This window comes from Peribacillus simplex, from assembly GCF_001542915.1.
Classification (GTDB): domain Bacteria; phylum Bacillota; class Bacilli; order Bacillales; family DSM-1321; genus Peribacillus; species Peribacillus simplex_B.
In genome coordinates this window covers 129,816-153,507 of sequence record NZ_LNNH01000019.1, presented here as the reverse complement: position 1 = coordinate 153,507, position 23,692 = coordinate 129,816, and the positions used below count along the sequence as shown (strand labels likewise).

The window sequence follows — 23,692 nt, the reverse complement described above, 5'->3', positions numbered from 1 at the left end:
TAAAATGGAAACTTTGCAAATAGGGGAAATCAAACTAACATGGTTGAATGGCGGCGTGACTCATTTGGATGGCGGAGCGATGTTCGGTGTCGTACCAAAGCCGCTCTGGTCCAAGAAGTACCCGGTTAACGATAATAATCAAATCGAATTACGTACAGATCCGATCTTAGTACAGGCCAATGGCTTGAACATGCTTATCGATTCCGGGATTGGCAATGGAAAGATGAATGACAAGCTAAAGCGGAATTTTGGGGTGACGGAGGAATCCGCTCTCATAGCGGATCTTGAAAGACTGGGCATTGGTACAAATGATATCGATTACATTTTGATGACCCACTTACATTTCGATCATGCCTGCGGTTTGACGAAACGTGAAGGTGACGCCTGGGTGCCTGTTTTCGGGCGTGCAGAAATCATTACGACCCAAACGGAATGGAATGAAATGCAAAACCCGAATATTCGGTCAAAAAGTACATATTGGGCTGAAAATTGGGAGGCGATCTCGTCTCTTGTACGCCCATTCGAAGGAGAGAAAGATATAACCGGCGGCATTAAAATGATTCACACTGGCGGTCATAGTGATGGACATGCAATCATCATCATCAAAGATGGAGCGGACAGTCTGATCCATATGGCCGATATCATGCCGACGCATGCCCATGCCAATGTCCTCTGGGTGCTCGCCTATGACGATTATCCAATGACATCCATCGAGGCAAAGGAAAAGTGGATGAAAGACGGACTGGAAAATGGGGCTTGGTACAGTTTTTACCATGATGCCTATTATCGGGCGCTCAAATGGGATAAATCGGGTAAAGAGATAATAGCGGAATTGAAACGGAACCGCTAAGCACGCACGGCAAAAGGGGGACGTCATTTTGACAGCCCCCCCCTTTTGCCGTTAATCATGTTGTGCATTGAGCTCCAGAATCGTTCCTGTCGCTGCATCTGCGACAAATTCGAATTGCTCCCGCAAGCCCTCTGTGTTTCTGGTGATCCCGCCTTTATATACTAAATAGTCCAACTCATTCTTCGTGTAGGTTTCCGGTTTCATCAAAATCCAGGAACCATATATATTTCCATCCTTTTTGACGGTTTCCTTCACGTGGGCCAGCACTTTATCCGGAGAAGTCCTGGTTGATTGTTCCAATATTTGCTTTGTCGCATAACCAGCCGCAAATCCGGCCGCAGTACCTAGTAAAAACGTTTTCCAGTTCATGATTTCTCCTCCATTGCTTTATTTCCATCACTCTATCCAGTATACAGAAGAACGCTTTATTTGACTAATAATTTGAAATTTTACCCATTAACTGATAAATTAGAACTTTGAAGTGAAACATGAAACTAAGTTCTGTAAAATAGTAAGAAATAATACATACGTTAGGGGTAGGAAAATGAATCATGAGACTTTAGAACTTTTTAAAACATTGACGGAATTACCAGGTGCCTCGGGAAATGAACATGCAGTTCGGAGTTTCATGAAGACTGAACTGGAAAAGTATTCGGATGAAATCGTACAAGATCGCCTAGGCGGAATCTTTGGTGTGAAAAAAGGGAATGAAGAAGGACCGACTGTACTTGTTGCCGGCCATATGGATGAAGTGGGCTTCATGGTCACTTCCGTAACGGAAAATGGCATGATCAGGTTCCAGCCACTAGGAGGCTGGTGGAGCCAGGTGCTATTGGCCCAACGGGTCGAAATCATTACCGATAACGGTCCGGTCATAGGGGTCATCGGTTCGATCCCGCCTCATTTGTTGGAAGAATCGCAACGCTCAAAACCGATGGATATTAAAAATATGCTGATTGATATCGGTGCGGACGATAAGGAAGATGTGAAGAGAATCGGCATTAAACCTGGACAGCAGATTGTGCCCATTTGTCCATTCACACCGATGGCCAATGAGAAAAAAATCCTAGCAAAAGCATGGGATAATCGTTATGGCTGCGGACTGGCAATCGAGCTATTAAAAGATTTACAGGGTGAAACATTGCCGAATGTTTTATATTCAGGTGCGACGGTCCAGGAGGAAGTAGGATTACGGGGGGCACAAACAGCCGCCTTCATGATCAAGCCAGATCTGTTCTTCGCCTTGGATGCAAGCCCTGCAAACGATATGTCAGGCAGTAAAAGTGAATTTGGGCAGCTGGGGAAAGGGGCATTGCTCCGCATTTTAGACCGAACGATGGTTACGCATCGCGGCATGAGGGAATTCATCCTGGATACGGCCGAGTCGAATGATATTCCTTATCAATATTTCGTTTCCCCAGGCGGCACGGACGCCGGCAAGGTCCATATTGCCAATGAGGGGATTCCAAGCGGCGTGATTGGCATTTGTTCCCGCTATATTCACACACATGCATCGATCATCCATATTGATGATTATGCGGCTGCACGTGAATTGATTGGGAAGCTGGTTCGTTCTTGTGATAAAACGACTTTCGAGACATTGAAAAATAACGGTTGATAGAGAAAGCTGATATGGAAAAGGATGGCTGTCATCGCCCCTTTTCCGGCAGCTTTTTTTTACATGGAAGGGAATTAGCAATCATGAAAATAGCAGTGGGCAGTAAAAATCCAGCGAAAATACAAGCGGTGCTTGACGTGTATGAATCGGCTGAAATCATCTCGCTTCAAGTGGAAACCGGGGTTTCGGAACAGCCGTTTTCAGATGAAGAAACGTTGGAAGGAGCCAGGACGCGGGCCCGGAATTGCTTGATTCACAGTGATGCCGATATCGGAATCGGCCTGGAAGGCGGTGTCGTGAAAATGAAGCAAGGACTGTTTCTTTGCAATTGGGGTGCGATGGCCACGAGAGACGGCTCCGTTTTTGTTGCAGGCGGGGCAAGGGTTCCGCTGCCTGATATCGTCGCCGGGAAGCTGATGCACGGCGAAGAATTGGGACCGGTCATGGACACTTTCACAAAGCAAACGAATATTAGCAAGAAGGAAGGCGCAATCGGCGTATTTACCAATGAGCGAATCACAAGAAGCGATATGTTCCTCCATATCATGAGGATGTTAGCCGGTCAACATGAATATAAGCTGAAAAACTAAAGCGAAGCTTATGTTTTCTTGTCCCGACGGAATGGAGCGGAAAAAAAGGATACTGCCGCAACAGAGCAGGATTTGACAGGATTATGTTGAGCGGGCCTGATAGTATGGATGATAAGGAGTGAGTGTAATGGGATGGGTTGAATCGATCCAGACGGCAATCGATTATATCGAGGAGCACTTATTGGATGACCTGACGATCGAGAGCATAGCCAGACAAGCGAATGCCTCCGCTTTTCATTTTCAACGGACGTTCACCATTTTAACGGATAGCACTGTCGGTGATTATGTCAGGCGTCGCAGGCTGACCTTGGCGGCCCAGGAAATTTCCTGTTCAAATGAAAAGGTCATAGATTTAGCCTGTAAATATGGGTATGACACTCCCGAGGCATTCTCGAAAGCTTTTCGAAGGCAGCACGGTGTATCACCGAGTGAAGCGCGAAAGTATATGGGAAAGCTGAAATTCTTCGAACGCCTGGTGATCCAGGTTACTTTGAAAGGAGCAAAACCGATGAAATACAAAATCCTTGAAAGAGATTCCTTTGAATTGATTGGAATCAAGCAAGAATTTTCCTTGGTGAATGAAGGAAATTTAATCGGGATTCCGAAGCTGTGGGAGCAAGTGAATGCTGACGGAACAAGTGACAGGTTAGCGAAGTTGAACAATGGGGAAATCGTTGGGTTGCTAGGGGTATGTGTCGATAAAAGGGCAGAGGAAAAAAACGAAACGATGGATTACTGGATAGCTGCCGAATATGCCGGCAAAGTGCCTGAACCGTTTTTGCCCCTTACGATACCTGCTTCCAAGTGGGTTGCTTTTGAAGTTCACGGACCGATGCCTGATGCAATCCAAACGGCGTGGAAGCAAATATTTTCCGAATGGTTCCCTACCAGTGGTTATGAACATGCGGGATTGCCGGAATTGGAAGTATACTCGAATGATGACGCTTCAAGCCCGGATTATTACTCCGAGATTTGGATACCGATTAAAAAAAGGTAAGCTTAACAAGGGAATTTTTCATTTTTCGCTTGCAGGGGGCCTTCCCTGCAAGCATTTTTTTGGGGGTAACCAGGGCTACCGTCCGTATCTCGATTCACTTCCCTTCTTCAAAAACATAAGAAAGCACCTTCATGGCTTGGTTCACGGATTCGACTGTGACACTAGCCTTTTCTGATAATTCCTTTAAGGCATGATGATGGGATTCCGGGCGGATCAAAATAAGCGGCTTACCGAGGGAAACGGCAGTGCTTGCATCCATGGCAGTATTCCACTGTTTATATTTCTCGCCAAACAAGGCGACGACAAGATCGGCTTTCTTCAGTAAAAGGCCTGTCCGTAAATTATTGATCTGCGAAGCGGCTGCATCCTTGAGGATCGGGTTTGGTTGTTCTCCCAGAATATCTTCACCAATATTATCGGAACGATCATGATTTTCCATCGGGCCGACAAACTCTATCGGAAGCTTCAAGGCCTCAGCTTTATCCTTCACTTCATTTCTCCAATTTGAATGGATTTCCCCTGCAAGATATACGGTTAATTTCATATTTTTTCCTCCTCGATGCATAGAATGCCTTCATTGTATCATGATTTTTGCAAATGGATGAATTTCGGATATTAGGATAATAGTATCTATAAGAGCAAAGAGACGGCTGGAGGGAATGGCGATGTCTTTATCGAAAAAATATGTAGTGATGTTCGTGTTGATGAGCGGCTTCATTGTTGCGTGCTCCGGTATCGAGAGGCAAACCGAAAAGGCTGTGAGAGCAGCGGAAATCGCTTTTCGTGACGATGACAAACAGCCCAATGCGGAAGCGGGTCTTATCCAGGTCCATCTGCCAAAGGGCTTCAAGGTGGAAGAGGCGCATGATAACAATTTGATTGTGAAGCAGGCCGGCAAGGCTTATCTATTATTTGTCAATCCTAATGAAAAAGAGGACAGCTCCGTATTATTTTTGGCGATAAAAAAACAAGCGGGTCAATATTTGGTCCTCCACTCCTTTCAAAATGAAGATAAATTCGGCTTTGTCTCGATTAAAGAGTCAGCGAAAGAAAAGTATGAGCTTGCGGTTGGGATCGGCGGAGTCAAGCTGACGACCGAAACGGATAAGGACCGGCTAAAAACCGATGCCAAGCAAATGATGGAGATCGTATCATCCGTGCCGCAGCGATAGAAAACGTGCACTCGTTGAACCGATCCGTATTAATGGTTGATTACTGGAGATTCTGGTATGATGAATGTAGTGAAGTGTCATTATGAAGGAGGCTCATTCAAATGGAAAATTTACAAACTATAGAGCAATATGATGCATTGAAGAATGAAGGGAAACATATATTCCTGTTTTCAGCAGCATGGTGCGTAGATTGCCGTGTAATCGAACCGATCATGCCGGAGATTGAAAAGAAATTTCCTGATTTCACTTTCATTCATGTGGACCGTGATGAATTCATCGATGTCTGTGCAGCGAATGACGTATTCGGGATACCGAGTTTCATCGCTTATGATAATGGTGAAGAGCTTGGCAGGTACGTGAGCAAGGATCGCAAAACTCAAGAACAAATCGTGGAGTTCATTCAAACATTATAAGCAAATTTCCCTTCTCGCAGGGGATTTTTTCAATGAAGAGGAGGGTCAAACATGAAAATGGACAGCACGAAGCTGAAAAATATTTTGCAGGAACGTTTGAAAGGTGATAACCGAACATTCAAATTCGATAGCAAGCAAGATACGTTAAGGGTTGAAAATGTGAAGACAGGGAAGGGCATCGCCATACAATTGGCCCCGGTTGTTGCCAATTTTGAAAACGTGCAGGAAAAGGCCATAGATGAAGTCACTTATTACGTCGAAGAGGCCTTGAATGTAATGGGAGAAGTACATAGCATGCAAGGCAAGGAGAAATCCATTTTTCCGGTCATCCGTTCGACCTCCTTTCCCATGGAATCGGAAGAAGGAAATCCTTTTCTATTCGATGAGCATACAGCCGAAACCCGGGTTTTTTATGCACTCGATTTAGGGAAAACATACCGTCTCATCGATGAAAAGATGATTCAACGGGAAAATTGGCAGGGTGATAGAATCCGGGAAATCGCTTCTTTCAATGTTCGTTCGCTTTCCGTTGATTTGAAGTCTGATATCGTCGCGGGCAATACCTTCTACTTTTTGAACACGAATGATGGATATGATGCAAGCAGGATCCTGAATGAATCTTGGCTTAGGGAAATGAAGGAAAAGATCGAGGGAACGATGGCTGTGGCCATTCCGCACCAGGATGTCATCATCATCGCCGACGTGAAGAATGATACGGGATACGATATTCTTGCACAAATGGCGATGAGCTTCTTTGCCAGCGGCCATGTACCGATAACGGCCTTATCATTTCTTTACGAGGAAAATGAATTGGAGCCCATTTTCATTTTGGGTAAAAACAAAAAGCGTGAACAGTAAAGCGCTGCAAAAAACAGGATCGTGCTGGCAGCGGTCCTGTTTTTTATTTGGGAGCTTAGTTTACTAGAGTCGGAAGCGACAAACGGGTAGCGTTACTCGTTATTTTTTTCGTGTATAGTGATATAATTGGATTATTCAGAAAAATACCTCGTGTGCATCCAAGTGCACGGAATCAAACCGCTAAAGGCAGCGAAAAGCAGGGCGCGCACTTTCGGATGAGCTGCTGCATGAATGTACGAGTAACCGCGCGCAAATTTGACTTAGCATAAGGGCAACGGGCGAAGGAGTGAGAGTCTTTTAATGCTTTCCTTTCGCCAAAATTTCATGAAATGAAGGGGGAAACAATCATGAAAAACCAATTAATGGACATGCTGGAAGCACGCAAAGAGGAAATGGTTCAGATTCGCCGCCATTTACACGAGAATCCGGAGCTATCCTTTAAAGAAGAGAAAACGGCGCAATATATCATCGATTATTATAATGGGAAGGATGTGGAGGTTCAAACGAATGCAGGAAATGGATTCGGGGTCATCGTAACGATCGAAGGAGCTAACCCGGGAAAAACGATAGGACTCCGTGCCGATTTCGATGCATTGCCTATTACAGAAGAAACGGAAGTTCCGTTCCGTTCAAAAAATGAAGGGGTCATGCATGCCTGCGGGCACGATGGACATACGGCCTATTTATTGGTTCTGGCAGACTGTCTTATCCAGCTGAAGGATTCGTTGAGCGGTACCATCAAAATCATCCATCAGCATGCAGAAGAGACTCCTCCTGGTGGAGCAAAGAGCATCATGGAATCTGGAATCCTCGATAATCTGGACGCCGTGTTTGGAATCCATTTATTCCCCTCGCATCCTGCAGGGGTCGTTGGTTATCACGGGGGCTATGCGATGGCAGGCAGGACATATTTCAAACTGGCGGTAAAGGGTATGGGCGGACATGGCTCATCCCCGCATCTGGCCAATGATGCCATCGTTGCAGGTGCCCATTTCGTCACGGCTGTTCAAACCGTGATCAGCCGGCGCTTGGATCCTTTTGAAATGGGAGTGGTCACAATCGGATCTTTCGATGGAAAAGGAAGCTTCAATGTCATCAAGGATCGGATAGAGATCGAAGGCGATGTCCGATATATGACAGAGGAGGTCCGGCAGCTGATCGATAAAGAAGTCCACAGGATCGTTAAAGGAATAGAAATGGAGTTCGATGTACAGTGCGAGCTTTCATATATTCCTGATTATCCTCCGTTATATAATGATCCTGAACTGACTTTGTTCGTGAAAAATAGCCTCGAAAGCATGGATGATACAGAAATCAGGAGCGTCCTGGAATTTCCGATGTTTTCAGGTTCCGAAGATTTTTCCTATTATGCAGAAAAGATCCCGGGTTGCTTCTTTTACATTGGCTGTAAACCGAAAGGAGTGGAGAAGGCATACTTCAATCACCATCCTAAATTCGATATCGATGAGGATGCACTTTTGATTGCTGCCAAATCGATGGCACAGGTTATATGTCATTATTATGAATGGGAATGGCCAAAATAACTGCTCTAACCCACACAACACCGTTCGGTTTAAACGAACGGAGTTGTGTGGGTTTTTAGTATATATATGGATGGCATGGCCGGTTTGCCAGGCTGCATCAAAACTTAATCTCTTTGTAAACGCGATTTAACAGCGGTGTTTTATTTAAATAGTAGACTAGGGGCTTAAGTTAACTTAAGGAAGTTAGGTTTAAACTCCGCTTGTAATGGGTTTAATAGGATAGGAGCTAGGTGAAATATGCAGCGGCCGTTACGAATCGGATAGAAAAAGCAGAAACTAAAACCGATTTAGCTTAAATTTTCTCGATATTTTTAAAATAACTGGTAGAATTAGTTACATAACTACAGACGTAGAAAGAGTGATAGGTTTGAAATGGCTAAATAAAATGAAAAAATGGTTCCAAGCAGAGGAAATTATCGAAATCGAAGAAATTATTATAGATGAACCACTTGATGAAGAAACATTAAGGAATATGGATTTTTCGAAGCTTCCTAAGGCAAAGAAGGAAGAAATAAAAGTGTACAACCAAACAGTGGAAAAGATGTCGGAAAAAATATCCCAGACGGTAGATCCGGATACGAAAATCCTGTTTCAATATCCAAAAGGGCAATTCAAGTTTCCGCTCATTCCTGACCAGGAGCAAAACAAAAGGAATTCCCGGGAAAGAATAAAGGATAAACGCGAACCGAAGCAGGCGGAAAGGACGAAAGAACCGAGAAAGCAAGCCAGGGATCCCGAACCAAAGAGAAGAAGCTTCGATCGCGAGCCGAAGCCAAAAATGAGAAACCTGGATCGGGAGCAACATACAAAAATCGTCCCGTCGAATACACCATTCCGCCCAACGGAAATACCTTCACCCATTTATGGCTTCCGTCGCCCGGAAAAAAAGATGGTGGCTTCAGAGGAAATCGTTGAATACGAATTGGAAACCAAGCTGCCTGTTCTTGAAAAAAAAGAACTTGTTAAAGAAATTCCAGTGTTCACGCCTGATCCCTCCAAGGAGGTTGCCGCTGAGGAAAGGACGGAAGAACCTGCCGTACTTATCCCAGAACAGACCCATGAAAAAGTGGAAGCATCGGAGGTACCGGCTTTCTTTCGGAAGCATGCTGTCGAGACACAGCCTGCAGAAACGGAGAGTGAGCCTGTGCTGGAAAAAATCGCGGCTGTAGAGGATGAGGTGGATTTTGGACGGGAAGTTGCCGCATCCATCATGGAGCAGTCTGAGGAGGCAAAGCCCGAAGCCTTGGCAAATCCTCGTGAAAGCGATCCAGCGGAAATGATTTCGGAAGGGCAGCCTAAACGACCGAAAAAGCATATTCCGTTTAATGTTATGATGCTCAAGCAAGATCGAAAAAAAAACGAATTCATCCATAAATTGAAACCGGAAAAAAAAAGCCTTGATTCCGAAAGGGGAGTCCTCCCATACAAGCAGGAACCTCTTCGTGGTGAGGAGGAAGATCAAGCAGCACCAGATATACCTGAAATGAAGCCGGAGGATGGTCAAGCTGCATCCAGTGCGTCCGAATCGTTCATCACTGAAGCTTCAAAAATGGATTCTTCCGGAACGTTTGCCGCCCCGGAAGAATCCGTTGAGGACGATATCGATTCGAGTCCAGTCCATGATGGGGCCGTCGGACAGGTTCCCGTTTCAGAAAATGACAAGGAAGAAGCAGTGTTATCAAAGGCCGGAGCAGAAGCCGGGCAAAGCGAAACCGAGGATTTTTTTGGTGCAGTGGAAGTCGATGATAACCCATACTATGTGTTTCCAAGCATAGGGCTGCTGACACCTCCGACTTATGCCGTGCATGATGATGAGTGGCTCGATGAACAGACTTCATTACTGGATGAGACGCTGAAAAACTTCAATGTCCGTGCCAAGGTAGTCAATGTCACCCAAGGGCCGGCAGTAACGCGTTTCGAGGTGCATCCTGAACCGGGGGTCAAGGTGAATAAGGTGACGAACTTGATGGATGACATCAAGTTAAGCCTTGCCGCCCAGGATATGAGGATGGAAGCGCCGATTCCAGGTAAACATACAATTGGGATCGAGATTCCGAACAGGAAAAGCAAGCCTGTATTTTTACGTGAGGTGTTGGAGAGCGCTGAATTCCAGGAGCATGGATCACCGCTTGCTGTGGCCCTGGGTCTCGATATATCGGGTCAGCCGATCATCACAGATCTTAGAAAGATGCCGCACGGATTGATCGCCGGCCAAACGGGATCGGGGAAAAGTGTCTGCATCAATACGATGCTGGTCAGCCTGCTGTATAAGGCGACGCCACAGGAGCTGAAATTGCTGTTGATCGACCCGAAAATGGTCGAGCTGGCACCTTATAATCGAATCCCTCATTTGGTCAGTCCGGTCATTACCGATGTGAAGGCAGCCACGGCCGCACTTAAATGGGCGGTTGAGGAGATGGAACGACGTTATGAATTGTTTGTGCATGCAGGCGTCCGTGACATCAGCCGCTTCAATGACCAAGCGGAGAAAGCCGGACAATATGCAAATAAGCTGCCTTATATCCTGGTGATCATCGATGAGCTTGCAGATCTGATGATGATGTCCCCGGCCGATGTGGAGGAAGCGATTTGCCGGATCGCCCAAAAGGCCCGCGCCTGTGGGATACACTTGATTGTAGCTACACAGCGGCCTTCAGTCGATGTCATTACCGGATTGATCAAGGCAAATATCCCGACAAGGATCGCTTTTTCCGTTTCTTCACAAGTCGATTCCCGCACGATCATCGATAGCGGCGGAGCGGAAAAATTGCTTGGAAGAGGAGATATGCTATTTGCTGAAAATGGCTCTTCAAAAACGGTTAGACTGCAAGGGACCTTTGTCAGCGATGAGGAAATCGATGAGGTAGTCAATCACGTTAAACTCGAGCAACAACCGAAATACCTATTCGAGCAGGAAGATTTGCTGAAAGTGGCAGAGGTCACGGAGGAAGCGGATGAACTGTTTTTCGAGGCATGTGAATTTGTCGTGAATCAACAGGCTGCATCGGCATCGAGTGTGCAGAGGCGCTTCCGTGTAGGGTACAACCGAGCTGCGCGTTTAATAGAAATGATGGAGCAGCAAGGGGTCGTGTCTGAATCCAGGGGCTCCAGACCGAGGGATGTATTGATCACGGAGGAAGAACTGGAATTTTTACATGTTAATTAAGAGAACCGATTAAAAGGAAATTGTATATAATGTGAAGGGATGAAAACCCTTGAATGACGAAAAAACCAATGATTTGATAAATTGGCATCTGCCTGACATGGATGAATGGGCAAATAAGTGATATAATAGTTTTTTGTTGAGTAATGATTGATGAAAACCTATGTGGAAATTGCGTTTCTAACAAGTCTCGTAATGAAAAAAACAAATAAAAGATGACGTCATATACTGTCGTACAGGTAGACGATTGGTGGAGGTTCGCTTTATGACTGCTTACCATTTTGTGGGAATTAAAGGGTCGGGTATGAGTGCTCTTGCACAAATACTGCATGATATGCATATTGAAGTGCAAGGTTCCGACTATGAAAAAGAATTTTTTACACAATTGGCATTAGAAAAAGCTGGGATTAAAATCCTTCCTTTCAATGAGGAAAATATACAACCTGGAATGACCATCATTGCAGGCAATGCATTCCCGGATACTCATCCGGAAATCGTGAAGGCAAAGGAACTTGATTTGCCGATCATCCGTTATCACCGCTTCCTTGGTGATTTCATGAAAAATTATATTAGCGTGGCTGTAACGGGAGCGCACGGTAAAACATCGACGACCGGCTTGCTGGCCCATGTCATGGGCGGGGTTAAACCGACCTCCTTCCTGATTGGGGATGGGACGGGGAAAGGGATCGTGAATTCTGACTACTTCGTATTCGAAGCATGTGAATATCGCCGTCATTTCCTTTCCTATTATCCTGATTATGCAATCATGACCAATATTGATTTTGATCATCCTGATTATTACGCCAATGTCGAAGACGTGTTTGAGGCTTTCCAAACGATGGCCCTTCAAGTCAACAAAGGCATTATTGCGTGCGGCGATGATGAGCATTTACCACATATTCAGGCGAAAGTACCGGTTATTTTTTACGGATTTGCAGAAGGGAACGATTTTCAAGCGAAAAATGTTTCCGTCACTCCGGATGGCACGACCTTCGATGTGCATGTAAGAAACAATTACTATGATACATTCACGATTCCTACCTTTGGAAAGCATAATGTATTGAATGCACTTGGTGTCATTGCACTTTGTAAATATGAAAACTTGGATACGGAAGCCGTGAAAGCCCAATTGCGGACTTTTGGCGGAGTTAAACGCCGGTTCTCCGAAAAGGAAATCGGAAGTCAGATCATCATTGATGATTATGCGCATCATCCGACTGAAATCTCGGCAACTGTCGACTCAGCACGTCAAAAATATCCAGAGCGTGAAGTTGTAGCTGTTTTTCAGCCGCATACTTTCTCAAGAACGCAGGCATTCCTGGATGAATTTGCCGACAGCTTGAATTTGGCCGACAAAGTATACTTATGTGAAATTTTTGGATCTGCTCGCGAACATCAAGGGAAATTATCGATTGAAGACCTTCAAGGTAAAATTCCCGGTGCCGAGCTAATCACGGAGAACACCACTTCCATTTTGCAAAATCATGATAACAGTGTCGTGTTATTCATGGGCGCTGGGGACATCCAAAAGTTCCAGGCAGCCTACGAGCACTCACTGCAGGTAAAATAAAAAAACGATCGATCCCAGAGCTGGGGTCGATCGTTTTTTTTTTGATTGCAATCATGCCGTTTATTTTAAATTTTCTGGATTCAAATCTTCCAGTTCAGGCAAGACGAAGCGGCCGTCCTTACGTATCAAGACATCATCGAAGTGGATTTCCCCCCCGCCGTATTCCGGGCGTTGAATATTGACCAAGTCCCAGTGGATGTCCGAGTGGTTGCCATTAAAGGCATCATCATAGCATTGCCCAGGAGTGAAATGAAAACTTCCATCAATTTTTTCATCAAAGAGGATATCTTGCATCGGGTGTAGAATATAAGGATTTACACCAATTGCAAACTCACCGACATATCTAGCACCCTCATCTGTGTCAAAAATTTTGTTGATGCGGTTTGTATCATTCGCCATCGCTTCAACGATTTTTCCATCTTTGAAGGTCAATTTCACGTTTTCAAAGGTAAAACCCTGATACGGTGATGGAGTATTATACGAAATCACTCCATTGATGGAATCCTTCACGGGAGCGGTATATACTTCACCGTCAGGAATGTTCAGCTCACCTGCACATTTGATGGCCTTGATGTCTTTGATGGAGAAGGTTAGGTCCGTTCCGGGCCCGGTTATGCGGACCTTATCCGTCTTATCCATCAATTCGACAAGGCTGTCCATGGCTGCGCTCATCTTGCCATAGTCGAGGTTACAGACTTCGAAATAAAAATCTTCGAAAGCTTCTGTACTCATCTTGGCTAATTGGGCCATGGAGTTTGTCGGGTAGCGAAGCACGACCCATTTTGTTTGTGGCACGCGGATATTCCTATGTACTTTGCCGACGGTTTGTCCATGGATCGCCATCTTCTCTGGAGGGACGTCGGATTGTTCATTGATATTATCCCCGGCGCGAAGCCCGATATAAGCATCCATCTGGCTCATTACGTTCGCTTCAAACTCACCCATCATCTTGTACTGTTCTTCTTTGGCACCCATCAGCAAGGCACGATCCACTTGATGATCCTTCAACAGGACGAATGGGTAACCACCTGCTTCATAGGCTTCATTCACAAGGGCATTAACAAGTTCACGCTGCAATCCAAAGTTTTCGATCAAGATCTTTTCACCTTTTTGAAGCTTCACGGAATAATTGATCAAGTTTTTGGCCAATGTTTCAATTCTGGGATCTTTCATAAAAATACCTCCATTGTTTAAATTCGACTTATCTTACTATCATACCCGATTTCCGGCCAGAAGTGCGACACATTGATTTCGAAGAAGGAACTGGATCTGGACAACAATATTTCCAGATTAGGGTACGATAGGGTATATTGAAAAAATAAATACGTTTATAATGAGCGGGAAGGGGTAATTAATAACTAACAGTTAAATAAGTCGATTTTTTCGGAGGTGTTCCAATGGAGATTATTTTATACGTAAGTGCTGCTGTTGCAGCGATCGCTTTCTTGGTCCTAGTTATTTTCCTAACGAAGGTACTGACATCACTTCAAACCACCCTGGACAGTGTGGCCCGGACGCTGACAGGGCTCGAGAGCCAAATGCAGGGCATAACGCTCGAAACTACTCAGCTATTACATAAAACGAATACGTTGGCTGAAGATCTGCAACATAAGTCAGAAAATCTGAACTCAGTGGTTGATGCCGTGAAGGATGTAGGTACATCCATCTCCAGCTTCAATTCTTCAGTCCAAAAGGTTTCCAATAAAGTTCAGGCTGAGATTGATAATAATCAGGAAAGAATTTCACAAATTGTCCAGTGGAGTAACGTAGCTTTAGAGATTCGGGACAAATGGAAGGCTAGAAGCAAGCAGGCCGCCCCGACTCCAGCCGAGAGAGCGGAGTTGGAACGGATAGCACTGGAAACAGATGACCTGCCTAAAAAAAGGTTTTTACGTTCTAGATCATAAAATCTAGTTAATGAAAAATAAACTGAAAATTGAGAGGGGAATGTATTATGACTCAAAAAGAATATCCGACAAAGGACTATCAAAAAACATATGAGGACGAACGCGACTCGATCAATTCAAAGGACTTTATGATTGGCGCCTTGATCGGCGGGATGATCGGTGCGGCTACAGCATTGTTCATGGCTCCGAAAACAGGTAAGGAATTAAGGAATGATTTCAACGAACAAGCTAAAAACATTTCTGAGAAGACCGAAAAATTAAGGCAAACGGCAATGGAAAAAGGTACGGTTCTTGCAGATACTGCAAAAGAAAAAACAAGTTCCGTAACGGAAATCGTTTCAAATAAATCATCCGACATCGTCAATAAGGTGAAAAGCTTGAAACCTGTCAAAGAAAACGGTGACGCAGCTGATGATACGACAAATTCAAGCAATAAGGATATTGATGTAACGGGAGCAACAGATTCCAAGATCGTATCCGTCGAAACCAATTTTGCGGACAAAAAGGATGCTGAAAACCAACCTGCCGATCCTACAAGCGGCAACAAAAACACGGCCAAATTAAAACTTGATGAAGCGAAAAAGGCGTTTGATGAAACGGAAAATAAATTAAAGAAATAATCGCCAAGTCGCTTAAGCTTGGATGAAGAAGCAATGCGGTACGAAGAATAAGGCGATGAAGCGCTGAAATGGCTTCATCGCCTTTTTGATGGTAACATTCAAATCGTGAATGAAAGGAGACTGTATGATGACAACATCCAAAATCGAAACGGAAGAACAATTCAATGAGCTTTTAAAGGAGGATACGTTCCTGCTGTTCAAGCATAGCCTAACATGTCCTGTGAGTGCCGAGGCGCATGAACAATACGGGAAGTTCATTGCCGGGAATGAACAGCTTAAAACGGCCTATTTAGCCGTTCAGGAAGCTCGCCCGCTCTCCAATTATGTGGCGGAAACTTTCGATATCAAACATCAATCCCCCCAGGCCATCCTTTTTAAAAATGGAAAGCCGGTCTGGAATGAATCTCATTGGCGGATTACATATGATTCATTGGGCAAGGCCGTAGCCGAATGATGGATAATGACCGGAGCCTTTTTTTCGAGATCCTTTGAAAGGGCATTGAAAAAGGCTAGGTATCTAGAAGGAGATGTTGTCTGTATTTTGTACAGGCGGCATCTTTTTTTTTGGCTCCGCTATCCTTTAAAAGGTTCCATTAGCATCCTTTTTGGACTTCCCGGACCGCCCGCTGGATAAGCGAGTGTCCGTAGTGGAACGGAATGATCATGATTAGGTCACTTCCTCCGTCGTGTTCTTTTGTTATAAACAAAGTCCCCTACAGGATAGACTTTTTTCAAAGGGTCTATTCTAAAGGGGACATTCGATTTTGTAATGCAGTCGATCATACGGTGGCCGGCCAATGGATTTTCAAACGGTCTCCAGGGTAAATCGTTTCATGAAAGGTCGTTTCTTGTTCGTTTTTGATAAGAGTGAAGCGATTATTGCCCTGGGCCGGGATATGGATATCGATATGGCGGAATATATCCTGAAAAATGAATGGCTCCGGCTTTTGTTGAATCAAGGTCAGTGAGTCTCCAGCAAAAATCTTATCATCGTCCTCCATTATGACTCCGTCTCGCCGGAACTCGGCCAGTTTCCGGGATAGGACGATTTTTTCATCCTCGAAGAAAACCGGTATGGAGCAGGACGGCTGGATCTTCAATTCGTTACATATTTCCCCTAATGCAGGGGGATCGATCGGTTTGATGACGATTTCATCGCCTTCATCGAACGAGTAGGCTGGCTTCGTTTCGAGACCATTTTTTGTGATCCTGCCGGTCAATGTGCGAATTTGAGTGTCTTGTCCATTCAGCTGAATCGAAAATGGTTCAAGATAGGTCAGCAGTTCCGGAAGTTGGATCGCTTTAAGCAATCCTTGAATCGTTTCCTCCATGCGGCAGACGATTTGGTCATGGTCCTCGACAAGTTCATCTCCTGATACGGCTGCGCCATTCCTGAGGATGACAGCTGGAATGGTATGCTTGACTCCATTCACCGTAACCGTTTTGCTCATTTGGCCATCAAGCAAATCACGTATTACCGTATGGGGAGGGGCGCCGTCAGTTCCTTTGGTCGTCGTGATGATATCCTCATTCCTCACTTCCGTGTCCAAGGAGGCTTCCTTGCCATTTAGTGTGATTCGTGATTTCTCCCCTTGCTGTCCCGGAAGCGTGATCTGGTGTCCGTTGATATGGACGATTTTGGCCATTCCCGGCTTTCCATATAGGGAACTCACCCGGATTCCGGCTGTAAGCAGGCAATCCCCGACGTTTGTCCGTTCCATATCGAATAGACGGATGGGGCGGCCATCAACGGTAACGCTTATATATTGAATCGGGTTTTGATCTGCCGCTATGGCAATGCCGATGGGAGTCACCAATTCGGGTCCCATCTGGATCAAATCCGAAATGTCTAGATTCTGGATGGCATCGATGCCCCGGATGGCCACCCTGTTCTCGGGCAGGTTCAGATTTTGGGCCAAAAGGCGAGGCAACTCGGGTGTTTGGCTGCCTCCACCGACAAGCATCACTGCCTTAGGTGCTTTTGAGTTATTCAAGGAAAGGATTTCCGAGCTGATGCTCTCGGCCAGACGATCGAGTGCAGGATGGATCTGATCAATGATTTCCGTTGTGGATAACTCATTGGCAAAGCCGAGAATATCGGTAACCTTTATTTGTTCATGATTCGTCAAATCCCGCTTTGCCTGTTCGGCCTGAGGGAAATCAAGGAGGAGGTGGTCGCTGATCGCTTCGGTTATTTCATCACCGGCGATCGGCACCATCCCATAGGCAATGACGGTCCCTGAATCCGTCAGGGCTATATCGGATGTTCCTGCGCCAATATCGACCAAAGCGACGTTCAAGCGCCGCATCGATGCCGGAATGAGCACATTGATGGCTGCAATCGGCTCGAGAGTAAGGGCCTGCATTTCCAGATCCGCTCTTTTTAAGGCTGCCAGCAACGATTCCACAACAACCTTTGGTAGGAAGGTTGCGATGATTTCAACGGATGCCTCATCACCGCTCTGATCAAGCAGGCTGCCTAATTCCTGCCCATCAAGATGGTAGTATAAAACGGAATATCCTACACAATAATAGGTTGATTGGGAATGTTTTTGCTTGGCTACGATGGTCTGCGCTTCCTGAACGGCACTGAATTCAAGGTGGAGGACATCCTCCCGCGTCATCAGGGGCTTCCCGCCGATCTTGATCGTCATCTTCGCCCGTTCGGTTTTTAATGCCCTTCCTGCGGCAGCTACGGATACCTTTTTTAACGGACCATGCTTTTCTTCCAATTGGCCCTTTATTTGGGAAATGACTTTGGAGACGGCCAGAACATCGTGAATCTGGCCATCAAGCATCGCTCTCTCGGAATGCTCCCAAGATAAAATGTCGACTATTTTATAGCATTCCTGTTCTTTTTCCAATATAATTCCTACTACGGATCGTGTTCCAATATCTAACGCAAACAGTTTTTCCTGCATGGGTAACACCTACTTTTATATATTTATAACTTTAATGCTTAAAAGCGTTTAACTAATAAAGAAAAAGTTAGTGACATTTGGAGATGCATGCTTTATAATTGAGTTAATTATACATGAAATATTCTAAAATTTTCATTGATAAAATAATCGGTTCGCTCTATCGGAGATTCAGAAGGGATTTTCGGGTATGGCCGCTGAGCCGATTTTCATTTTAAAAAACGAAGGGATGGATTTGTAATGAGCAACAAAGAGCTTGATGGTCTTCGTAATCAACTGGATGATGTGAACCTTCAGTTATTACATCTTATTAATCAACGTGCTGAACTTGTACAGGAAATTGGTCGCGTCAAAGAAAAACAAGGTGTAAACCGTTACGATCCGGTCCGCGAAAGAACAATGCTTGACCTTATCGAAGCGAACCACCAAGGACCGCTTGATCTTGGTTCGATTAAACATATTTTCAAGGAAATCTTCAAATTGGGCTTGGAGCTGCAAAAAGACGATCAGAAGAAGACGCTTCTTGTATCTAGAAAGCAAAAGCCTGAAGACACGATCATCGACATCAAGGGCGAATTGGTCGGTAATGGGATTCCTAGCTTCGTCTTCGGACCTTGTGCCGTTGAATCTTATGAACAAACGGCAGCAGTGGCTGAAGTCATTAAAGCTAAAGGGTTGAAATTAATGCGCGGCGGTGCATTTAAGCCACGTACATCTCCATATGATTTCCAAGGACTTGGCTTGGAGGGCTTGCAAATACTTAAACGTGTTGCAGATGAATACGGCTTGGCCGTCATCAGTGAAATCGTAAGTGCCAATGATATTGAAGCGGCGATCGATCATATTGACGTCATCCAAATCGGAGCACGTAACATGCAAAACTTCGACTTGTTAAAAGCGGCTGGTGCCGTTAATAAACCAGTGCTGTTAAAACGTGGACTGGCTGCAACGATCGAGGAGTTCATTCATGCGGCGGAATACATCATGTCACAGGGCAACGGCAACATCATCCTTTGTGAGCGCGGTATCCGTACTTACGAGAAAGCAACAAGAAATACACTGGATATCTCTGCGGTGCCGATCTTAAAACAAGAAACGCACTTACCGGTCATGGTTGATGTGACGCATTCAACTGGACGGCGCGATCTATTGCTTCCAACGGCTAAAGCGGCACTTGCCATCGGTGCTGACGGTGTAATGGCGGAAGTGCATCCGGATCCGTCCGTTGCATTATCTGACTCTGCACAGCAAATGGACTTCAAGCAATTTGATGAATTTTACGAAGAAATTAAACGTTTGAACTGGGTAACTGTATAAGCTAAAATAGTCATTAAATGATTTACTTACGGCCCTTACCACCTTGGCAAGGGCTTTTTTTAATGGTAAAATACTTGTTTTTGCAGAAAAAACACGGAAATAAGCACTATTGGATTGCAGGAAAGATTCGTCTATCGTATGATAAATAACAAGAATGAGAACTGTTCGGAAGATTGGTCATACATAAAGTGATATCTATGTGAACTTTTATACTTGCAAAGAGTATTGAATCTTTGGCTGAGAAGAGAGTGGGATTGCATTTTTCTTAGGCAGATCGTTCCTAATATAATCTTCCTTATAGAGGAAAAACGTATAAAAGATTTTTTTTCGAAATAATTCGGGTCTTTTATGGGAAAAATGAAAGAAATGGAGGAATGGATGAATGAATAATATAACCATTTATGATGTGGCGCGTGAAGCGAATGTTTCCATGGCCACCGTTTCCCGCGTAGTTAACGGGAATCCAAATGTAAAGCCGGCTACAAGGAAGAAAGTATCGGATGTGATTGAGAGGCTAGGGTACCGTCCCAATGCAGTGGCAAGGGGTCTTGCCAGCAAGAAGACGACGACCGTGGGTGTCATCATACCGGACATCTCCAGCATCTTTTTTGCCGAATTGGCAAGAGGGATAGAAGACATAGCGACAATGTATAAATACAATATCATTTTAAGCAGTTCCGATGAGAATATAGATAAGGAATTCCATTTGTTGAATACGATGCTTGGAAAACAAGTGGACGGCATCGTATTCATGGGCGGTAACATAACCGATGAACATGTCAAGGAGTTTACGAATTCCCCGGTTCCTATCGTTCTGGCTGGATCAGTCGATGAAAGCGGGCAAGTGCCATCCGTTAATATTGATTATGAGGCGGCAGCATTCGACGCAGTGACATTTTTTGCCCAAAAAGGCCATAAGAATATCGCTTTTGTAAGCGGAAACCTTTCAGCGTTGATTGATGAAAAGAAATTGGCGGGTTATAAGCGAGGGCTGAAGGAAGCAGGGCTTACCTTTGATGAACGTTATGTTGTCGAAGGCGATTATACATATGATTCGGGCATCGAGTCTTTTGAAAAGTTCCTGGAGTCCGGGGAGAAACCGACGGCGTTCATCGTTGGTGCTGATGAAATGGCGCTTGGGATCGTACATGCCGCCCAGGATAAAGGGTACAATGTGCCGGAAGACTTCGAAGTGATCAGCTTTGACAATACTAGATTGACCTTGATGGTTCGTCCGCAAATCACGACCATCGTTCAACCCCTATATGATATCGGTGCGGTTGCGATGAGGCTATTGACAAAGTTGATGAATAAGGAGCAAGTGGAGGAAGGTCATGAAAAAGTGATCCTGCCCCATCGGATCGAGGCACGTCAATCAACGAAATAAGCTTAAGAGAGTGCCCTAGAGGGCGCTCTTTTTTTATTCGACCAAACATTGCCCACAGTTTGGGAAGAGGTACTTTATTTTTTCATTCCACTGCAGTCGCTCCCGTGAGTGGAATTCATGTATGCAACTTTGTTCATTTTTTCACAGCGTATAGTAAGCAAGGGGCAGGAAAAGGTCGTTAATGGTCTCATTTTTTATTTTGCGCAAAGCTCAAAAAGGGGTTCGGGATGTTACCTGCCGAACCCCTTTCGTTAGCTATGTTCATTGCTTGTCGATGTTTGTCTGGATGACCGGATAGGGTAGAGCGCCTTTTCAAGCGTAAGTGCATTCTTTTCGGTGATTTCAGGCTTCCTCGGGATGGGCTCGTACATATCCTCCATGTCATCCCATTCCCGAGGGAGTGGAACGGGGGACTCTGGCTGCCAGCTGTCAAGCCATTCTTTTGAAAGAGGACCGGATAGGTCGTTATCGGTCATTTCAAGCCATACTCTCGACCAAGCCCTCGGGACGACACGCCATATATCATAGCCGCCGCCCCCGACTGCAATCCAGCGCCCGTTGCAATATTCATGGGCCAGTTCATGGGCAAGCTTTGGTATCTCCCGGTAAATCTTCATTGTTGCGGATAAATGGGTGAGCGGATCGTAATAATGGGAGTCGGCTCCGTTCTGGGTTAAAATGATATCCGGTTTGAAAAATTCAATGACCTCTCGAAAGGCGGCTCGATAGCACTCCAGCCAGGAGTCATCCTCCGTGAAGGCATCGACAGGGATGTTGAAAGAGAAGCCGTAGCCTTTACCTTGGCCCCTTTCGTTTATCGTCCCCGTGCCGGGAAATAAGTAGCGTCCCGTTTCATGGATGGAAAGCGTGCATACATCCGGATCATCGTAAAAGGACCATTGGACCCCATCGCCGTGATGGGCATCCGTATCGACATACAGGACACGTGCCCCATATTTCTTTTGTAAGTATTTGATTGCGACCGAACTATCATTATAAATGCAAAACCCCGAGGCTTTGCCACGAAAGCCGTGGTGCAAGCCCCCGCCAAGATTGAGTGCGTGCAGCGACTTACCGGTCATGACGGCATCCACGGCCGTCAAAGTGCCGCCTACAAGCAAGGCGCTCGCTTCATGCATGTTGGGGAAGATGGGGGTGTCCTCCGTCCCCAGACCGTAATTCAAGGCCTTTTCGCTGGGCAGCTTTCCCTCCCCGGCCAATTTGACGGCGTTTACATAATGCCGGTCATGAACTAGCTCCAACTCTTCATCCGTGGCCATTCTTGGCTTGATAATTTGATCATCACGAATGGCATGGTGTTTTTTCAGCAAATCAAGCGTAAGGGTAAGCCGCTTTTGATTGAATGGGTGCTCATCATTGAATTTGTAGGCAAGAAGTTCCTCCGAGTAGACGAAAAGGGATGTATCATTCATGGGAAGTCCCCGGTAAACTCGGCCACAAGACGGTATAGCCTTCTTGTTTCAAATCCTCCACCACCATAAATGGATTCATCGTCTGGACACGGATGACCAAAATCTTATAATCGGTGCCGTCTTTTTCCGGATAAACAAGGGTACTCAGGATATTGGAGTTGCGCCGTTTGAAAATGTGGGCAATATCGTGAAGGGTTCCTGCCTTGTCCGGGATCTTGATTTCGATTTGTGAGCCCGGCTGATTGACACCCGTCAATTCAACGAATGACTGAAGCAAGTCAGAACCGGTTATGATGCCCACCAATTTCCTCTCTTTGACGATCGGGAGGCAGCTGATGTTGCTTTCACAAAATACAGCCCCGATTTCTTCCACGAAATCGAGCGGGTGCCCTGTGATTAGATCCGTTTTCATGATGCTTGATAATGGCTTTTGTAAATCATTTTTGTATTCTGCGGTGTTGAATATCGAAGGGGCAGCATCTCGTATATCACGGTCACTGACTAATCCGACAAGTTGAAAGCTTTCATCGACAATGGGAATGTGGCGAATTCGTTTTTCCTTGATGATCACGACAGCGCTTTGGATTGTATCCGCTGGAGTGAGGGTGATTATGTCCTCATTCATTATTTTTTCAACAATCATGTTCCTTCCTCCTCCATTTCACCTCTTTAATACATGAACCGATTCATAAAACGCAGCTGGTCGAATTTCTCGATGGATTCCGGCGGCACCCTCTTGCCAATGCGGGCCATCAAGCAGTTCGCTGGGTGGGAACTGATTTCCGGATCATCCGTTGCAAAGTAAACCAGGCCCCCGGCGCTCATCATTTTTTCCATGATCTTGCGGTACTCCCAAATATTAAGGCCAGTGCCTTTTAAGTCCCAGTGCCAATAGTATTCAGTCGTGATGATGATGAAGTCTTCCACCGAATCGTCTTCCATCGAAAGGCGGATCAAGTTCTTTCCGACGGAGGCACCCCGGTATTCAGGGATGACCTCGATTGCCCCTAGCTCAATCAGGTCCTTCATCTCGATTTCCGACCATCGTTCCAACGGATCCGGATATAAATAGGTTACATAACCAACGATGGTTTCTTGTTTACGTGCGATGAAGATCCTGCCTTCAGGCAAGTCTGCAATCTCTATTAACGCTTTATGCTGCAAAGCAGGCGGACGAAAGGCGACCAAGTCTTCATGAAACTCATAAGCCGACATCCGTTCCCCATCCAATGGCCCCTCGATGATGAGGGTTCCATTTAATGTCTGCAGTTCCTTGGCATAAAAGGTCTTGTTATATTCCATTCTTTCACCATCCTTGTAAAATAGTACTCTTAT

General features: G+C 45.3%; 22 protein-coding genes. 15 read left to right on the top strand and 7 right to left on the bottom strand.

Annotated features, from left to right (window positions below):
- Window positions 1–4 precede the first annotated feature (4 nt).
- Window positions 5–850 (top strand): YtnP family quorum-quenching lactonase, encoded by an 846-nt coding sequence (locus AS888_RS11505; protein WP_061142290.1) that lies wholly within the window; start codon window positions 5–7, stop codon window positions 848–850.
- Window positions 851–901: 51 nt separating this feature from the next.
- Here AS888_RS11505 and AS888_RS11500 read toward each other — a convergent pair whose 3' ends face one another.
- On the bottom strand, window positions 902–1,219 hold the full coding sequence (locus AS888_RS11500) for a hypothetical protein (protein ID WP_061142289.1): 318 nt from the start codon (window positions 1,217–1,219) through the stop codon (window positions 902–904).
- Between the two features lie 175 nt (window positions 1,220–1,394).
- On the opposite strand from AS888_RS11500, the gene AS888_RS11495 reads away from it, so the two are divergent.
- The 3 genes from AS888_RS11495 (at window position 1,395) to AS888_RS11485 (ending at window position 4,055) form a co-directional block, all read left to right on the top strand.
- Complete coding sequence (locus tag AS888_RS11495; RefSeq protein WP_061142288.1) at window positions 1,395–2,468, top strand: M42 family metallopeptidase; 1,074 nt, start codon at window positions 1,395–1,397, stop codon at window positions 2,466–2,468.
- A gap of 83 nt (window positions 2,469–2,551) precedes the next feature.
- A complete protein-coding gene (locus tag AS888_RS11490) occupies window positions 2,552–3,058 on the top strand; it encodes a DUF84 family protein (RefSeq protein ID WP_061142328.1) in 507 nt (168 codons plus the stop codon).
- A gap of 127 nt (window positions 3,059–3,185) precedes the next feature.
- Window positions 3,186–4,055, top strand: coding sequence for an AraC family transcriptional regulator (locus AS888_RS11485; RefSeq protein WP_061142287.1), 870 nt, complete (start codon window positions 3,186–3,188; stop codon window positions 4,053–4,055).
- Window positions 4,056–4,149: 94 nt separating this feature from the next.
- Here the strand turns inward: AS888_RS11485 and AS888_RS11480 are convergent, their stop codons facing one another.
- Window positions 4,150–4,599 (bottom strand): YtoQ family protein, encoded by a 450-nt coding sequence (locus tag AS888_RS11480; protein WP_061142286.1) that lies wholly within the window; start codon window positions 4,597–4,599, stop codon window positions 4,150–4,152.
- A 121-nt stretch (window positions 4,600–4,720) separates the two neighbouring features.
- On the opposite strand from AS888_RS11480, the gene AS888_RS11475 reads away from it, so the two are divergent.
- The 6 genes from AS888_RS11475 to murC all read left to right on the top strand — a co-directional run bounded on the left by AS888_RS11475 (window position 4,721) and on the right by murC (window position 12,775).
- Window positions 4,721–5,227, top strand: a complete 507-nt coding sequence (locus AS888_RS11475) for a hypothetical protein (protein WP_061142285.1) — start codon at window positions 4,721–4,723, stop codon at window positions 5,225–5,227.
- A gap of 101 nt (window positions 5,228–5,328) precedes the next feature.
- Entirely contained in the window at window positions 5,329–5,640 is a 312-nt protein-coding gene (locus tag AS888_RS11470) for a thioredoxin family protein (protein ID WP_061142284.1), read from the top strand.
- 51 nt (window positions 5,641–5,691) lie between these two features.
- Window positions 5,692–6,498, top strand: coding sequence for a DUF1444 domain-containing protein (locus AS888_RS11465; protein WP_081092402.1), 807 nt, complete (start codon window positions 5,692–5,694; stop codon window positions 6,496–6,498).
- 347 nt (window positions 6,499–6,845) lie between these two features.
- Complete coding sequence (locus AS888_RS11460; protein ID WP_061142283.1) at window positions 6,846–8,042, top strand: amidohydrolase; 1,197 nt, start codon at window positions 6,846–6,848, stop codon at window positions 8,040–8,042.
- A 385-nt stretch (window positions 8,043–8,427) separates the two neighbouring features.
- Window positions 8,428–11,208, top strand: a complete 2,781-nt coding sequence (locus AS888_RS11455; protein ID WP_061142326.1) for a DNA translocase FtsK — start codon at window positions 8,428–8,430, stop codon at window positions 11,206–11,208.
- A gap of 262 nt (window positions 11,209–11,470) precedes the next feature.
- A complete protein-coding gene (gene murC, locus AS888_RS11450; RefSeq protein WP_061142282.1) occupies window positions 11,471–12,775 on the top strand; it encodes a UDP-N-acetylmuramate--L-alanine ligase in 1,305 nt (434 codons plus the stop codon).
- A 60-nt stretch (window positions 12,776–12,835) separates the two neighbouring features.
- Here the strand turns inward: murC and AS888_RS11445 are convergent, their stop codons facing one another.
- A complete protein-coding gene (locus AS888_RS11445) occupies window positions 12,836–13,948 on the bottom strand; it encodes an aminopeptidase (protein ID WP_061142281.1) in 1,113 nt (370 codons plus the stop codon).
- 224 nt (window positions 13,949–14,172) lie between these two features.
- Here AS888_RS11445 and AS888_RS11440 point away from each other — a divergent pair, with 224 nt between their 5' ends.
- The 3 genes from AS888_RS11440 to ytxJ all read left to right on the top strand — a co-directional run bounded on the left by AS888_RS11440 (window position 14,173) and on the right by ytxJ (window position 15,756).
- A complete protein-coding gene (locus tag AS888_RS11440; protein ID WP_061142280.1) occupies window positions 14,173–14,682 on the top strand; it encodes a DUF948 domain-containing protein in 510 nt (169 codons plus the stop codon).
- A gap of 47 nt (window positions 14,683–14,729) precedes the next feature.
- Window positions 14,730–15,302, top strand: a complete 573-nt coding sequence (locus AS888_RS11435) for a YtxH domain-containing protein (protein ID WP_061142279.1) — start codon at window positions 14,730–14,732, stop codon at window positions 15,300–15,302.
- Window positions 15,303–15,429: 127 nt separating this feature from the next.
- Entirely contained in the window at window positions 15,430–15,756 is a 327-nt protein-coding gene (ytxJ, locus tag AS888_RS11430; RefSeq protein WP_061142278.1) for a bacillithiol system redox-active protein YtxJ, read from the top strand.
- Between the two features lie 325 nt (window positions 15,757–16,081).
- Here ytxJ and pilM read toward each other — a convergent pair whose 3' ends face one another.
- A complete protein-coding gene (gene pilM / locus AS888_RS11425; RefSeq protein ID WP_061142277.1) occupies window positions 16,082–18,223 on the bottom strand; it encodes a pilus assembly protein PilM in 2,142 nt (713 codons plus the stop codon).
- Between the two features lie 237 nt (window positions 18,224–18,460).
- On the opposite strand from pilM, the gene AS888_RS11420 reads away from it, so the two are divergent.
- Both AS888_RS11420 and ccpA read left to right on the top strand, forming a co-directional pair.
- Window positions 18,461–19,537 carry a bifunctional 3-deoxy-7-phosphoheptulonate synthase/chorismate mutase gene (locus AS888_RS11420; protein ID WP_061142276.1) on the top strand — a complete coding sequence of 359 codons (1,077 nt, stop codon included), beginning with the start codon at window positions 18,461–18,463 and terminating at the stop codon, window positions 19,535–19,537.
- A 382-nt stretch (window positions 19,538–19,919) separates the two neighbouring features.
- The gene (gene ccpA / locus AS888_RS11415) at window positions 19,920–20,924 is read left to right on the top strand and encodes a catabolite control protein A (RefSeq protein ID WP_061142275.1); all 1,005 of its coding nucleotides are present in this window, start codon (window positions 19,920–19,922) and stop codon (window positions 20,922–20,924) included.
- Between the two features lie 251 nt (window positions 20,925–21,175).
- Here the strand turns inward: ccpA and AS888_RS11410 are convergent, their stop codons facing one another.
- From AS888_RS11410 to AS888_RS11400, 3 genes are read right to left on the bottom strand one after another with little or no spacing between them, the layout of a single operon-like run.
- Complete coding sequence (locus AS888_RS11410) at window positions 21,176–22,357, bottom strand: acetoin utilization protein AcuC (RefSeq protein WP_061142274.1); 1,182 nt, start codon at window positions 22,355–22,357, stop codon at window positions 21,176–21,178.
- Entirely contained in the window at window positions 22,350–23,000 is a 651-nt protein-coding gene (locus tag AS888_RS11405) for an acetoin utilization AcuB family protein (RefSeq protein ID WP_061142273.1), read from the bottom strand. Before AS888_RS11405 ends, AS888_RS11410 begins: the two co-directional genes overlap by 8 nt.
- 26 nt (window positions 23,001–23,026) lie before the next feature.
- The gene (locus AS888_RS11400; RefSeq protein ID WP_061142272.1) at window positions 23,027–23,659 is read right to left on the bottom strand and encodes a GNAT family N-acetyltransferase; all 633 of its coding nucleotides are present in this window, start codon (window positions 23,657–23,659) and stop codon (window positions 23,027–23,029) included.
- Window positions 23,660–23,692 lie beyond the last annotated feature (33 nt).

Excerpts from the sequence above, each read along its gene's own strand:
- AS888_RS11405 (WP_061142273.1), bottom strand. The coding sequence starts at position 23,000 with ATGATTGTTGAAAAAATAATGAATGAGGACATAATCACCCTCACTCCA.
- ccpA (WP_061142275.1), top strand. The coding sequence starts at position 19,920 with ATGAATAATATAACCATTTATGATGTGGCGCGTGAAGCGAATGTTTCC.
- AS888_RS11475 (WP_061142285.1), top strand. The coding sequence starts at position 4,721 with ATGTCTTTATCGAAAAAATATGTAGTGATGTTCGTGTTGATGAGCGGC.
- AS888_RS11495 (WP_061142288.1), top strand. The coding sequence starts at position 1,395 with ATGAATCATGAGACTTTAGAACTTTTTAAAACATTGACGGAATTACCA.
- AS888_RS11455 (WP_061142326.1), top strand. The coding sequence starts at position 8,428 with ATGAAAAAATGGTTCCAAGCAGAGGAAATTATCGAAATCGAAGAAATT.
- AS888_RS11465 (WP_081092402.1), top strand. The coding sequence starts at position 5,692 with ATGAAAATGGACAGCACGAAGCTGAAAAATATTTTGCAGGAACGTTTG.
- ytxJ (WP_061142278.1), top strand. The coding sequence starts at position 15,430 with ATGACAACATCCAAAATCGAAACGGAAGAACAATTCAATGAGCTTTTA.
- AS888_RS11480 (WP_061142286.1), bottom strand. The coding sequence starts at position 4,599 with ATGAAATTAACCGTATATCTTGCAGGGGAAATCCATTCAAATTGGAGA.
- AS888_RS11470 (WP_061142284.1), top strand. The coding sequence starts at position 5,329 with ATGGAAAATTTACAAACTATAGAGCAATATGATGCATTGAAGAATGAA.
- AS888_RS11410 (WP_061142274.1), bottom strand. The coding sequence starts at position 22,357 with ATGAATGATACATCCCTTTTCGTCTACTCGGAGGAACTTCTTGCCTAC.
- murC (WP_061142282.1), top strand. The coding sequence starts at position 11,471 with ATGACTGCTTACCATTTTGTGGGAATTAAAGGGTCGGGTATGAGTGCT.
- AS888_RS11485 (WP_061142287.1), top strand. The coding sequence starts at position 3,186 with ATGGGATGGGTTGAATCGATCCAGACGGCAATCGATTATATCGAGGAG.
- AS888_RS11490 (WP_061142328.1), top strand. The coding sequence starts at position 2,552 with ATGAAAATAGCAGTGGGCAGTAAAAATCCAGCGAAAATACAAGCGGTG.
- AS888_RS11440 (WP_061142280.1), top strand. The coding sequence starts at position 14,173 with ATGGAGATTATTTTATACGTAAGTGCTGCTGTTGCAGCGATCGCTTTC.
- AS888_RS11400 (WP_061142272.1), bottom strand. The coding sequence starts at position 23,659 with ATGGAATATAACAAGACCTTTTATGCCAAGGAACTGCAGACATTAAAT.
- pilM (WP_061142277.1), bottom strand. The coding sequence starts at position 18,223 with ATGCAGGAAAAACTGTTTGCGTTAGATATTGGAACACGATCCGTAGTA.
- AS888_RS11460 (WP_061142283.1), top strand. The coding sequence starts at position 6,846 with ATGAAAAACCAATTAATGGACATGCTGGAAGCACGCAAAGAGGAAATG.
- AS888_RS11420 (WP_061142276.1), top strand. The coding sequence starts at position 18,461 with ATGAGCAACAAAGAGCTTGATGGTCTTCGTAATCAACTGGATGATGTG.
- AS888_RS11500 (WP_061142289.1), bottom strand. The coding sequence starts at position 1,219 with ATGAACTGGAAAACGTTTTTACTAGGTACTGCGGCCGGATTTGCGGCT.
- AS888_RS11435 (WP_061142279.1), top strand. The coding sequence starts at position 14,730 with ATGACTCAAAAAGAATATCCGACAAAGGACTATCAAAAAACATATGAG.
- AS888_RS11445 (WP_061142281.1), bottom strand. The coding sequence starts at position 13,948 with ATGAAAGATCCCAGAATTGAAACATTGGCCAAAAACTTGATCAATTAT.
- AS888_RS11505 (WP_061142290.1), top strand. The coding sequence starts at position 5 with ATGGAAACTTTGCAAATAGGGGAAATCAAACTAACATGGTTGAATGGC.